The organism is Arthrobacter sp. Bi26 (assembly GCF_918697925.1).
GTDB lineage: Bacteria > Actinomycetota > Actinomycetes > Actinomycetales > Micrococcaceae > Arthrobacter.
On sequence record NZ_CAKKMF010000047.1, the window covers coordinates 24,367 to 37,716 of the forward strand.

Here is a 13,350-nt window from a genome sequence, read left to right on the forward strand (position 1 = left end):
AGTCATGGCCGGAATGTATTACGAGGACTTCACCGTCGGCGACGTCATCAGGCACGAGGTCACCAGGACTGTCACCGAGACGGACAACCTGCTGATCACTGCACTGACCATGAACGTCCAGCCGCTGCACCTGGATGCGGAGTTCGCCAAGAAGAGCATGTTTGGGCGCCAGATCGTCAACAGCATTTTCACCCTGGGCCTTGTCACGGGAATCCCCGTCCAGGACACCACCCTCGGCACTACCCTGGGAAATCTTGGCTTCCGGGACATCGAGTTCCCTAAGCCGGTGTTCTTCGGTGACACGCTGCGGGTGGAGACCGAGGCCTTGGACAAGCGTGAATCGAAGTCGCGTCCGGACACCGGAATTGTGGGCATCGAACACCGCGGCTACAACCAGGACGGCGAACTGGTCTGCGTTGTGCGCCGGACGGCGCTGATGCTCCGTCGCGCCGGTCAGCTGGCGGAAGCAGTGGCCCCCAGCCATTCATAGTGGGTTGACTCACGCTCTGCCTGGCCCAGGTCGCCGCAGGAGGTGACAGGATAGGAGGACCTGCACCAGCACAGCAAAGGGCGGATCATGGCCAAAGGAATTTACGTCAGCGCGACCACCCCGGGCTCCGGCAAGTCCCTCATAGCGCTGGGGCTGGCGGACACCCTCCACCGGCACGCGGACCGCATCGGCTTCTTCAAGCCTGTGGTTCACGGCAACGACGCCGCGGCGGACCCGATGGTGGCGCTGATGAAGGCCCGGTTTGATCTTGACGACCAGCGCTGCCGCGGCGGCCTGACGTTTGCCGAGGTCCGCGGACTGCTGGCCGAGGGAAACAGGGCCGAGATCGACGCCCGCTGCGTCGAGATCTTCGCCGAAATGTCCCGCCACTGCGACGTCGTGATTGTGGAGGGGACGGACCTCACCGGCCAGGATGCCGCCGTCGAATTCGACCTCAACGCTCGCCTCGCGAACAACCTGGCCGCCTCGATCGTGGCCGTGGTGGGCGCGAAGGGGCGGACCGTCGCGGAGGCTGCCGACGCCGTCGAGGTTGCCCGCAAGGAACTGGCGGCGGAACGCTGCAGCCTCCTGGCCATCATGGTGAACCGCGCCGACCCGGAGGACGTGGACGGGATCATCGCCGCCGTGAAGCCCGGCGCGTCCGGCCGCCCCGTCTACGTCTTCCCCGAGCTGGAGGACATCGCACGGCCCACCACCGGGGAGGTGGCCTCGGCCCTCGGGATCCGCCAGGTGGCCGGCCGGCAGGACATGGAACGCGACGTCCATTCCATCAAGGTGGCGGCGATGAACGTGGCCAACTTCCTGCACGTGCTCGACGACGGCGCCCTGGTGATCGTCCCGGGTGACCGTGCGGACGTGATGGTCGCGTGCCTCGCGTCGTCGTTCTCGCCGGAGTTTCCAGTGCCGTCGGCGCTCATCCTCACCGGCGGCCTGGCCCCGGACCCCAATATCTACTCGCTGCTGGCGCAGGCGCCATTCCCCGTGTTCGCGGCCCCGGACGATACCTACACCACCGCCAAACGGGTGTCCGAGGTCCGCAGCGAGATCTGGTCGGGGCACCGCCGCAAGGTGGCCTCGGCCGTGGGGCTGTGGGCGAAGCGCGTGGACGAGGCCGAGCTGGTGGAGCGGCTGCACCTGCCGCGGCTGGAGCGGATGACGCCGCTGCGGTTCCTGCACGACCTCATTGAGCGGGCCCGGCTGCAGCGCCGGCACATTGTCCTGCCCGAGGGCAACGACGTGCGGATCCTGCGGGCCGCCGAAATTCTGCACCGGCGGGACGTCTGCGACCTCACGATCCTGGGCAACGAGTCGGCAGTCCGGGAGTTGGCGTCCACCCAGGGCATCGACCTCTCCGGGATGAGCATCGTGGACCCCGCGACGTCGGAGCTGCGCCAGCAGTTTGCTCAGAAGTACGCGGAGCTGCGGGCGCACAAGGGCGTGGACCTGGCCCGGGCGCTGGAAGTCATGCTCGACGGCAGCTACTTCGGCACCATGATGGTGCAGCTCGGCGTGGTGGACGGCATGGTGTCCGGCGCCGCGCACACCACTGCCCACACCATCCGGCCCGCGCTGGAGTTCGTCAAGACGCGGGACGGCGTAAAGATCGTCTCCTCGGTTTTCCTGATGCTGATGCCGGACCGGGTGCTGGTCTACGGCGACTGCGCGGTCAACCCTGACCCGAACGCGGAGCAGCTGGCGGATATCGCGCTGGCCTCAGCCGAGACCGCAGCCCAGTTCGGCGTGGAGCCGCGGGTGGCCATGCTGTCCTACTCCACCGGCGGGTCCGGGACCGGGGAAGCAGTGGACAAAGTCCGGCAGGCCACCGAAGTCGTGAAGGACCGCCGCCCGGATCTCGCCGTCGAAGGCCCCATCCAGTACGACGCCGCCGTGGACGCCGCGATCGCCCAGTCCAAGATGCCCGGCTCGTCCGTCGCCGGGCAGGCCACCGTGTTCATCTTCCCGGACCTCAACACCGGCAACAACACCTACAAGGCGGTGCAGCAGTCCTCGGGCGCGGTCGCCGTCGGGCCCGTCCTGCAGGGGCTCCGGAAGCCGGTCAACGACCTCTCCCGCGGGTGCACCGTGGAGGACATCGTGAACACGGTGGCCATCACCGCCGTGCAGGCGCAGTCCGTGACTGACAGCGCGTCAGCCGAGGCGCTAGACTCCGGCGCGCAGCCCGCGCAGGCGGGGCGCGCCGGAGCCTAGGGCTTGGTGCTACTCGTTGCTGCTGCGGTCGGCGCGGGCCACGGGGAGGTCCCCGAGCCGGTCCACTTGCTCGGCCAGGGCATCGATCACGGCGCGCAGCTGGACCTGGGCCACCTTGGTGTAGGTGCGGACATACTCGATTTCCTGAATGGTGTCGGTGTAGCCGGCCGCCGTGGCCGCCGGCACAGGAACGGCCTCCCGCGTGGCCACGGAGTCCTCGGCGCGGCGCAGGATCTCGCTGTACTGCGTGCGGGCGCTGGCTACGAGGTCCTTCGAGTACTGCTCGGCCTCGGCCACGAACTTCTCGGCGAGAATCTGCGCCTGCGTGATGACCTTGACCATCTCGTCCTTGGCTTGGGGACTTACTGCGCCCGGCTGGCGCTGGTCCGCCTCGAGTTGCTCGGCAACAGCGCGAAGGAACTCGTGGACGGATTGCTGGTCGTACCCGCGTCCCACCACCTCGAACGAGGCGTTGCGGACGTCGGAAGGGCTGATGCGGCCTTCTGGGCTAGCGGTGCTCATGGTATACCTCTCCCTGGTCTGCGCCGGTGGCAGAGGAGTTGTCCTCGACACCTGCGTAGTCTTCGTACCGTATATCGGCGCGCGGGGTGCCCGCCGCAACGAGTTCGCTGATGGTGTGCCCCACCATCGCCGTCGATCCGGCCACGAGGGCCAGACGGCGGGGTGCCTCGGGGTGTGCCGCTGCCACGGTGCCCACGTAGCCCTGGGCGCCCGGGAAGGTCGCGTCGTCGGAGACGACCGGGTGGTAGCTGAACCACGGCTCCCTCGAGTCGAGTTCGGCGAGCCGCTGCTGGTCGTAGAGGTTCCACGGGACCCGTGCCCCGTGGAAGAGGTCCACCCGCGGCCCGGTCCCGTACTCGCCCCATTGCTGCCGGACGGCGTCGACGATCGCGGCCATGGGGGCGAGCCCGGTCCCGCCGGCAACCATGAGCAGGTCCCGTGAACCCTCGAGGGCGAGCTGGTCCCCTACAGGGGCGCCGATGCGCACCGTATCGCCCACCTTGGTCCGGCGGACGGCGGCGGTGCTGAAGAGGCCGCCGGGGATCAGTTGGACGTGCAGTTCGATTGTGCCGTCGGCGCGGGGGGCGTTGGCAGGACTCAGGAAGCGCCAGGTCCGCGGGAGGGCGGGAACCTCCACCGAGGCCGACTGGCCGGGCGAGTAGGTGAAGCCGTCCGCGACGCGGACCTCCAGGACCGTGACATCCAGGCTTCGGCGCTCGACGGCGGTGACCTCGCCTTCCCACCACGGCGGAGTAGTATCCGAGGCCTCCTCGGCGGCCATGACCATGACCTTGGCGATCAGTCCGTACGCCTCGGCCCACGACTGCGCCACCTCGTCGGTCCATTCCGGACCGAGGTACTTCTGCAGCGTCGCCAGGAAGGAAGCCCCCACCATCGAGTACTGCTCCGGCGTTACGGAGAAGCGGCGATGGTCGCGGCCGAGTTGGCCGATGAACCCGGCCACCTCGTCAATCTGATCCGCGTGGCTCACGATGTGCCCGAGGGCGGCGAAGAGTTTGTCCCGCTGGCCGGCCATCGAGACCGGGAACATTTCGCGTAGCTCCGGGTGGGACAGGAATAAGTGCGAGTAGAAGTACAGGGGGACTTCGTCCCCGAGCGCGGCCGCCATGGACCAAGTCCTTTTCAGCCCACCGGCATCCATCCAAAGGCCCTTCTGTCGGGGTCGTCCTCCGCCGGTTCGGGCGGAGCGGGCCCCCCAGCACCCCGGCAAACTTACCCCATTGCCGGTCCGCAGGTCCAACGGGTCTAGGCACCCACGCCGCAGGCCCGGGCCTTCCTCGCGGCACCTTGAAAGGGGCCGGGCAGGCCGGCTCCGCCGCGGCTTTCGCAACGGATTGGCGCCCTTGCCGGGTCCGGCAATTTATAGTGGAACCGACGGAGCGCTCGGCCAGGCTCCGGCGTGATGCCAGTCCCGACGCACCCTCGACGGTAGCGTCGAAGCCAAGGCTTAGGAGGCCCCATGCTCGTGCTCGTCATCAACTCCGGCTCGTCCTCGCTCAAGTACCAGGTGCGCGACGTCGAGGCCGGCAGCGTGCTCACCGAGGGCCTGGTCGAGAAGATCGGCATGGGTGCCGGCGGTGAGGGCGACGGCCAGATCGAGGGCCCCCGCGACCACGCCGAGGCGCTGGAGCAGGTGGGCGCGGCCATCCACGAAGCCTTGGGGGACCGTGAGCTCGATGCCGTGGGCCACCGCGTGGTGCACGGCGGGGAGCGCTTCGCCGAGCCGGTGCTGGTCAACAACGAGATCACCCGGGCCATTGAACGGCTGAACCCGCTCGCGCCGCTGCACAACCCCGCCAACGTCCTTGGCATCCGCGCGATCTCGAAGAAGTGGCCCGAGCTGCCGCAGGTGGCCGTGTTCGACACCGCCTTCCACCGCACCCTGCCCGAGCACGCCTGGCGTTACGCGGTGCCGGACGAGCTCTACACACAACACGGGATCCGCCGTTACGGGTTCCACGGCACCTCGCACGAATACGTGGCGCACCGGGCGGCAGCGCTGCTGGATGTTCCGGTCGAGGAGTTCGACGCCGTCATCGCCCACCTGGGGAACGGCGCCTCGGTCACGGCGATCCGCGGCGGCCACTCAATCGACACCTCCATGGGATTCACGCCCCTTGAGGGCCTCGTCATGGGGACCCGCTCCGGGGACCTCGATCCGTCCATCCTGGTCTTCCTGGGCCGGAACGGCTGGTCTCCCGAGGACCTGGATTCGATGCTGAACCGGCAGTCCGGGCTCAAGGGCCTGGCCGGAAACAACGACATGCGCTCGGTGGTGGAGGCCGCGGAAGCCGGCGATGCCAAGGCGGCCATGGCCCTGGCGGTCGCGTCCTACCGGCTCGCGAAGTACATCGGCGGCTACCACGTGGCCGTTGGCGGTGCGAAGGCCCTCGTGTTCACGGCCGGGATCGGGGAGAACTCGCACCAGTTCCGGAACCTGGTGGCGCAGCGGCTCGGCGCCCTCGGCGTCGAACTCGATGCCGGGCTGAACCGGGAGCGGTCCAAGGAACCCCGGGTCATTTCCACCCCGACGTCGGCCCTGTCTGTCCTGGTGGTCCCCACCGACGAGGAGCGCGCGATCGCCGAGGCGACGGCCGCCGTCGTCGCCCAGGCATCGGTTGCTCCGTAACCACCCTTGTGGCGGCTCAAAACGGCGCTTATGGAGCAATCGATGGGTAGCGTTGGAGGCATGACCGAACCCAAGCCCCTCCCTCCGCTGCCCATCCGCACCGAACGGCTAGTGCTGCGGCGCTTTGAGGCCTCCGATCTCGATGCCTTCCACGCGTACCACTCGCTCCCGGAAACCGCCCGGTTCCTGCCCCGCGAGGCCAAGACTTACACCCAGTCGATGGAAACGGTGGGACGGTACGCCAACTTCGAGTTCGAGAAGGAGGGCGACTGGGTGGCACTGGCCATCGAGGCCGCGGACTCGCCGGGGCTGCTCGGCGAGGTGGTGCTGAAATGGCTGGAGGGGCGCGGGCAGGCCGAGATCGGCTGGAGCCTGGCCCCCGAAGCGCGGGGCCGGGGCATCGCGAGCGAGGCCGCCCGGGCGCTGCTTAAGCTCGGTTTTGAGGACCTGGGCTTCCACCGCATCGACGCCAAGCTCGATGCCCTGAACACGGACTCGGCGGCGCTTTGTGAGCGGCTCGGCATGCGCCTGGAATCACGGCAGGTGGACAAGTGGCACTACAAGGGCGAATGGGCCACGGAGGTGGTGTACGCCATCCTCGCGGAGGAATGGAAGGCCCGCTAAACCGGCCCCCACTGAGACGTTGACAGGCAGGTCCAGGGGACACCTTTCAGATGCCCCCGGGGTTCGACAGGTTCAATGGTTCGACAGGTTCAATGGTTCGACAGGTTCAATGGTTCGACAGGTTCAATGGTTCGACAGGCTCAACCTCGGGACGAACCAGGATCATAGGTCCCGTACGTCGGAAGCCCTGCCGACTCATAGACAAGAATCGCGAGTCCGCCCGGCGTCGTCTCATTGCGGACCAGACGCAGGCCCGCCGGGGCGCCTCCCGGCGGAAACAGCCGCCTGCCGTTACTTACCACCACCGGGGCGATCACCAGCCGCAGTTCGTCGATCAGCCCCGCGCCCAGCAGCGACTGGGCCAGCCGGGCACTCCCGTGGATCTGCAATTCCCTGCCGGGCTGCTTCTTCAACTCAGCGACCTGTGCGGGGACGTCCCCGGACAGGATCGTCGTCGGTGCCCAACCAGCCTTCGCCAGGGTGTGCGAGGCCACGTACTTCGGCAACCCATTCATCTTTTCGGAGATCGGATCATCAGGGTCCGTGATTCTCGGCCAGTCCCTCGCAAAGTTCTCGTAGGTCCGACGGCCAAACAGCAACGCATCCGCCTCACCGAGCCAGGCCGCCGCCCGCCGGACGAAATCCTCGTCCAGGTAGGGGACGAACCAACCTCCTTGTGAGAAGCCGTCGCTGGTGTCCTCCTCGGGCGATCCAGGACCCTGCGCCACGCCGTCCAATGTGAGGAACTCTGTCAGCGTTAGTCTCATCGTGTTGCCTCTCCGTGCTGGGTGCCGGGTCCAACGGCTCGGCATGGGCCTGGAATCTCGGCAGGTGGAAAGTGGCAGGCCAACGTGGCACCAAATGGACGAACGGCCACGGAAATGGTGTACACCATCGTCGCGGATGAATGGAAGGCCCGGTAGGAGGTGTCCGGCGGTTGGAGGCGCCGGGAAGGCGACGGGAAGCGCCGATGTGACGGAGCGCCGATGCGCCGGGCCGATGTGACGGAGCGCCGATCCTACGCAACGCCGATCTGACGCAGATGGCCGGAATGGAGTCCTCATTCCGGCCATCTGCGTCAATTCGGCTGCCGTTCGCGTCCCCGGCTTAGGGTGCCGGCGGCCCGGTGGACGCGGGCGCTGGTGAGACCGTGCCCGACGCGGGAGCCGGTGCAGTCGGTTGCTGCTCTGCCGGCACCGTGGCACCGGAGCCCGGAGCGGGACCGGACGGCGCCGCACCACCAGCCGGCGCCGTCGCTCGGGTGGGTCCCGGGGCCGGGGCCTGCGTGCTGCCGGGAGTCGCACCAGGCGTGGCGCCAGACGTCGCACCCGGCGTGGCGCCAGACGTCGCACCCGGCGTGGCACCAGGCGTTGCGCCCGGCGTCGCTCTCGTGCCGGAGGACCCGGCCGGGGTGGCACTCGGATCGGCCTTGATGACCGCCATGATCTGTTCCTTGTACGCGCTGAGCCGGCCCTGGATCTCCGAGAGCGGCTGGTTCCGCAGGTCCTTGCCGTAGGCCGCGATCTCCTGCCACAGGGCGTTGAGCCTGGCCATGCCGTCACCGCTCAGGGGCCCGTTAAGGGTGAGCACCAGTTGGCTCGCCAGGGCGTAGGTCAGGCACCGGAGGCAGTTGTAGTTGGCCGACGCCGAGAGGTTCTCCGGGACGATCACATCGGTCTGGCCCACAATCAGGACCACCTGGAAGCCCACGGCCACGGCGGCGCAGTCCGCGCAGCTGGCAAAGGCGTAGGCCTCATTCTTGGTGTCCACGGTGTCGCCGTCGTCCGCCCAGACCAGGGCGAAGGCGACGTCGTAGACCACGGAACCGTCAGTGGTGTTGACCGCGAGGGACTGGTTGCCGTCATCCTCCGGAGCCGCCGGCTTGTCGAAGGGGAACACCCACGACGGCGCCGCCGCGCCGGCCGGGCCGGCTGGGGCTCCCTGCCGGGGCACCAGGACCATGCTCAGCTGCGGCTCGTCGCGGGTGGGCTTCCGGGCGCCCTCCGGCCACAGGGCAACGGTCTTGCCCGACTGCCCCTCTGCCATCCGGCCCTTGGCGGTGGCCGGGAAGACTGCCGTGGTGGCGTCGGCCAGGGTGCCGCGCTCGTAGGGCTGGACGGGGCGGTAGGTGTCACCGCCGGGCCACCAAGCCCAGGCGAGGCCCGCGGCCACAGCCGCGATGGCTACCATTGCGGTGGCGCGCTGCAGGGCCTTGCCGCGGGTCTTCCGCCACAGCCCGGTGACCAGCTGGCGGGCCAGGCGCAGCAGGATGTACAGGATGCCCAGCACCGGCAATGCCAGGCAGGCGATCGCGATCACCCGGACGGCGGCGTCGGCAATGTCCCCGGCGGCGAGGCTGTGGGAGAGCATGGCCTGCTGCTTGAGGCCGTTGTCCCAGGCGGTGCCCAGGACGCGCGGCAGGGTCAGCACCATGGTGGCCATGCTGAAGAGCAGCAGGGGAACCGTGACCAGCACCCAGATGGTGACCACGGCCCGGGCCCAGGGCTTCAGGAGCCTGGCTTCGGGATCTGTCCTGCGCCACGGCACCAGGGCCAGCAGGGTGGGCTTGATGCGCTGGAACAGGTCCGGGACGCCGGTAGCGTCGGCCAGGATGTGATAGCCGTCAAAGCGGACCAGCGGCATCAGCTGCCGGACCATCTGCAGGATCTGGGTGACCACCACCAGCAGCAGCGCATCGAAGCCGGTGGCCCACCAGATGCCCATGATCGCGACGGCCACGATTGCGTTGAAGTAGAGTCCGCCAAGGTCGGTGCGCAGCCGGCCGCCCCGCCCCAGCCGGTAGGAGTCGGTGACGTCCGTGTAGAAGGCCGGCCACATCAGGTACAGACCCGTGCCCATGGCACCGGGGGTGGCACCGCCGCGACGGGCGGCGGCGGCGTGGCCGAACTCATGGAAACCGGCCGAGAGCACCGTGACCACCAGGATCAGGAGGACCAATCCGGGGTTGGCGAAGGCTTCATGGGTGGCCGATGCCAGCCCCTTGACCATCAGCACCCACCAGCACGTGACCAGGAAGGCAGCGGTCACGGCGACCACGATCAAGGGGTTGAACAGTGTGGCGAACGGCGCCGTGATCTTCCGGGTGCGGTCCGGATCGGTCACCGAATACCGGAAGCGCATGCCCAGCAGCGGGTCCGATTTCTTCACTTCGGGCTCGGAACCGTCCGCCAGCCGGAGGAGTCCGAGGGGGAGGAGCTGGGAGGTGATCAGGGTGCGGACGTTCTCGGCACTGACGAGCCGTCCGAAACTGTTGCTGGCGTGCCCGGCGATTTCTTCCGGGCCCCGCTGGCCGTCGATCGCCTCGAGCACCAGGTACAGCAGGCGCGTGAGCTGGATGGTCTGGCCGTCGGAGCGGCGCACCAGGGACGGGGGTTCCTTGTAGCCGGACCCCTTCGCCTCGCCGATCAGCTGGACGCCCGCGGCCCGCACGGGCGCCTGCTGCAGGCCGACGGCCACTGACGACGCCGGGCCGGCAGTACCGGGGCCCTCAGTACCGGCGCCGGCAGCACCGGGGCCGGCAGTACCGGCGCCGGAGGCACCGGCGTCGGACGTGGCGCTGCCGGTCGCGGCAGAGCCGACGCCACCGGGGGCAGGCGGAACCGGAGGGCCGTCCTGCCCGGACGGCCCTCCGTGCACAGTGCTCATCTAGGTGCTACTGCTTTAGGTCGGACTGCTGGTCAGCCGACGCCGTGGCGTCGCCATGGATGTCCTGGTTGATGATGGCATCCTGCTGGGCGACGGCGAACGCGTTGCTGTCGATTGAGCCGATGTTGGCGCCGACGGCCGCGTCGATCGGCGCGGCGACGTTGGCGTTGGCGGCCACCGCGCCATTGATGGGTGCTGCGATGCCCGCGTTGGCGTCCAGGTTCACGTCGACGTTGAGCAGGTTGCCGCTGAGGGCACCCGCGGCGCCGGCGGCTCCGGCCACATCCGTCGGCAGCGCGCCGCCCAGGTCCGGGGCCGTGCCATCGGGCAGGACGCCCGTTCCGTCGGCAGGTACAGCACCGGCAGGTACGGCACCGCCGAGATCGGCTGTGGTCGGATCCGTGGCGGCAGGCGCTGCGGCAGAACCTGCTGTGGTCCCGGCATCCGTGCCGGCGCCCTGATCGATGACGCTGTCCTGGGTGGAGTCTGCCGTGGCGTCGCCCGTGACTCCCTGGTTGATGATGGTGCCCTGGTCGGCGAGGGCCTGGGACTCAGACCCGAAGGAGAGCACGTTTGCCGAGGCGGCCGCATCAATAGGCGCGGCAACGTTGGCGTTGGCCGCGATGCCGAGGTCGATCGGCGCCGCCGCGCTGATCCCCAGGTTCAGGTCGGCGTTCAGGTCCAGGACGGAGGCGACCTCCTTGTCCGGAAGGGCCGTGCCGCCCTGCGCCATCAGCTCATCATCAGTCAACGGGGTCATTCCCTGCTCAACGCTCATAACAAACTCCATCTCCGGCACGTCTCTGCCTGCCCCCAGTGAGCAGTTTCTCCATCGATGTGCCTAACAAGCGTCAATAGTAAGCATGATGATCATTAATTGTGTACCGGACGCCCCGCCGATTCGACGAAGATGGCCGCTATGAGAGCTCTCATAGCGGCCATCTTTGGCGAATGGGCGCGTTAGTGCGGAACTCGCCAGCGAAACCGCGCCCGGATGTGCCGCCCGTGCGGGCTATTTCACTCCGGCTCCCGGCAGCAGTTCGGTGGCGCCAAGGGAATCAGCCACGAACGCGTAGTCCCAGGCCCGTTCGCGCCACTGCACGTACCGGCCCGAGGCGCCGCCGTGGCCGCCTTCCATCTCGATCTTCAGGACGATCGGCTCGCTTCCGGTGTTCACTTCGCGCAGCCGCTGCACCCATTTGGCCGGCTCCACGTAGAGCACGCGGGTGTCATTGAAGCTGGTGACCGCGGCGATCTTCGGGTACGCCACGGCCTGGACGTTCTCGTAGGGCGTGTACGACTTCATGTACGCGTACACGTCCGGGTCGGTGATCGGGTTGCCCCATTCCTCCCACTCCAGGGCCGAGAGCGGCAGTTCGGGGTCCAGGATGGTGGTCAGCGCGTCCACGAACGGGACGGCGGCAACAATCGCCGCATACTTTTCCGGCGCCAGGTTGGCGACGGCGCCCATCAGCAGGCCGCCGGCGGAGCCGCCCATCGCGGCGATCCGGCCCGGGTCCACCCAGCCGGATCCGGCGAGCCAGTCGGTGGCCGCGATGAAGTCGGTGAACGTGTTCTTTTTGCGCAGCTTCTTGCCGTCGTCGTACCAGTGCCGGCCCAGCTCGCCGCCGCCGCGGATGTGGGCGATCACGAACACGACGCCCCGGTCCAGCAGGGACAGCCGGGGAATCCCGAAGCCCGGATCCATGCTCATTTCGTAGGAGCCGTAGCCGTACACCAGGCCGGCCGCGGTCGAATCCTGCCGGACGGAGGCGTGGCGGAGCACCGAGAGCGGAATCTTCGTCCCGTCCGCGGCGGTGGCCCACTCCCGGGTGGCGACGTAGTCCGACCTCGAGTAGCCGCCCAGCACCGGGCTCTCCTTGCGCAGCAGGAGTTCACCGGCCGGATGCTCCGGAGTGGGCAGCACGAAGTCGTAGACCCGCGACGGGGTGAAGTACGAGGTGTAGCCCATCCGGATCACGGGGGCCTCGTAGTCGGAGCCCGCGACGCCGGCCGTGTACAGCTCCTCGTCGAACGCGGGTTCCACCGCGGCGCCCTGCTCCGGGGTGCCCAGGCCGGCCAGGGGCAGGACCTGGACCCGTTCGATGGTGTCCTTCCGGACGGAGACCACCGCGTGGGTCGAGGTGACCCCGGCGCCGTTGACGCGGACGTGGTCGGAATGGGCGACGACGGTGTCCCAGTGCTGCTCGGCGAGGGGCTTTGCGAGCTCGGCCGGGTCCACGAGCGAGACCATGGAATTGATGGCGTCCTTGTTGTGGGTGAGCAGGATCCGCTCCTGGCTCCGGCCGGAGGCATCCGCCAGCAGGAACGGCTCGGCCTCGTAGAGGATGCGCTCGTCGCGGGAGATCACGGTGCGCAGTCCGGCGTCGAGGTCATCAAAGCGCAGCAGGCGGGTCTCGCTGAACTCGGAGCAGCCGATGCTGAGCACCAGGTGGCGCCGGTCGGCCGAAAGCTCGAAGCCAAGCCACATGGCGACGTCGTCCTCCTGGTAAATGACCGCGTCCTCGCTGACGGGTGTGCCGAGCACATGGGACTTCACCTGGTACGGCCGCCAGGAATCGTCCACCACGGTGTAGAAGATCCGGCTGCCGTCGGGGGCGAAGGAGATGCCGTAGAAGACGTTCTCGATCACGTCCGGCAGCAGCACGCCGGTGCGCAGGTCCTTGATGCGCAGCGTGAAGCGCTCGTCGCCGGCGTTGTCCACGGCGTAGGCATAGAGGGTGCCGTCGATGGTCGTGGCGGCCCCGCCCACGGCGAAGAACGGCTTGCCCTCGGCCTCCAGGTTGCCATCGAGCAGGACTTCCTCGCCGGGGATGACGACGCCGGCCTCCACAGCCGGGGGAGTCCAGTCCGCGACGCGGTCCCCGGTCTCCCGGCCGCGCACGCGGCAGTGGATGCCGTACTCCTTGCCCTCGACCGAGCGGGTGTAATACCACCAGCCGTCCTTGCGGTTCGGGACCGAGAGGTCTGTTTCCTGGGTGCGGCCCTTGATCTCCTGGAAGATGGCCTCGCGCAGCGGCTCCTGGTGCGCGGTCACGGCCTCCTGGTAGGCGTTCTCGGCCTTGAGCAGGTCCACCACCTCGGCGGATTCCTTGTCCCGCAGCCACTCGTAGTTGTCCTCGAACGCGTCACCGTGGTGGGTGCGCAC

Annotated in this window: 10 protein-coding genes; 4 read left to right on the plus strand and 6 right to left on the minus strand. The window is 68.4% G+C overall.

Annotated elements, in window-relative coordinates; all coding sequences use genetic code 11:
- Window positions 1-4 precede the first annotated feature (4 nt).
- Both LQV16_RS13660 and pta read left to right on the plus strand, forming a co-directional pair.
- Window positions 5-490 (plus strand): MaoC family dehydratase, encoded by a 486-nt coding sequence (locus tag LQV16_RS13660; protein ID WP_229994446.1) that lies wholly within the window; start codon window positions 5-7, stop codon window positions 488-490.
- Window positions 491-577: 87 nt separating this feature from the next.
- Window positions 578-2,719: a phosphate acetyltransferase gene (gene pta / locus LQV16_RS13665; RefSeq protein WP_229994447.1), complete on the plus strand. Its 2,142-nt coding sequence runs from the start codon at window positions 578-580 to the stop codon at window positions 2,717-2,719.
- Between the two features lie 9 nt (window positions 2,720-2,728).
- Here pta and LQV16_RS13670 read toward each other — a convergent pair whose 3' ends face one another.
- Complete coding sequence (locus LQV16_RS13670; RefSeq protein WP_229994448.1) at window positions 2,729-3,241, minus strand: DivIVA domain-containing protein; 513 nt, start codon at window positions 3,239-3,241, stop codon at window positions 2,729-2,731.
- Entirely contained in the window at window positions 3,228-4,370 is a 1,143-nt protein-coding gene (locus LQV16_RS13675) for a globin domain-containing protein (RefSeq protein WP_229994450.1), read from the minus strand. The genes LQV16_RS13670 and LQV16_RS13675 overlap by 14 nt, the downstream gene beginning before the upstream one ends.
- Window positions 4,371-4,721: 351 nt before the next feature.
- On the opposite strand from LQV16_RS13675, the gene LQV16_RS13680 reads away from it, so the two are divergent.
- Together LQV16_RS13680 and LQV16_RS13685 are read left to right on the plus strand one after the other, a co-directional pair.
- On the plus strand, window positions 4,722-5,891 hold the full coding sequence (locus LQV16_RS13680; RefSeq protein ID WP_229994452.1) for an acetate kinase: 1,170 nt from the start codon (window positions 4,722-4,724) through the stop codon (window positions 5,889-5,891).
- 60 nt (window positions 5,892-5,951) lie between these two features.
- On the plus strand, window positions 5,952-6,515 hold the full coding sequence (locus tag LQV16_RS13685) for a GNAT family protein (RefSeq protein WP_229994454.1): 564 nt from the start codon (window positions 5,952-5,954) through the stop codon (window positions 6,513-6,515).
- Between the two features lie 140 nt (window positions 6,516-6,655).
- Here LQV16_RS13685 and LQV16_RS13690 read toward each other — a convergent pair whose 3' ends face one another.
- The 4 genes from LQV16_RS13690 to LQV16_RS13705 all read right to left on the minus strand — a co-directional run bounded on the left by LQV16_RS13690 (window position 6,656) and on the right by LQV16_RS13705 (window position 13,350).
- Complete coding sequence (locus LQV16_RS13690; RefSeq protein WP_229994456.1) at window positions 6,656-7,282, minus strand: dihydrofolate reductase family protein; 627 nt, start codon at window positions 7,280-7,282, stop codon at window positions 6,656-6,658.
- 340 nt (window positions 7,283-7,622) lie between these two features.
- Window positions 7,623-10,181 (minus strand): hypothetical protein, encoded by a 2,559-nt coding sequence (locus LQV16_RS13695; protein WP_229994458.1) that lies wholly within the window; start codon window positions 10,179-10,181, stop codon window positions 7,623-7,625.
- 7 nt (window positions 10,182-10,188) lie between these two features.
- A complete protein-coding gene (locus LQV16_RS13700) occupies window positions 10,189-10,959 on the minus strand; it encodes a peptidoglycan-binding protein (protein WP_229994459.1) in 771 nt (256 codons plus the stop codon).
- A gap of 234 nt (window positions 10,960-11,193) precedes the next feature.
- Window positions 11,194-13,350 (minus strand): S9 family peptidase, encoded by a 2,157-nt coding sequence (locus tag LQV16_RS13705; protein WP_229994461.1) that lies wholly within the window; start codon window positions 13,348-13,350, stop codon window positions 11,194-11,196.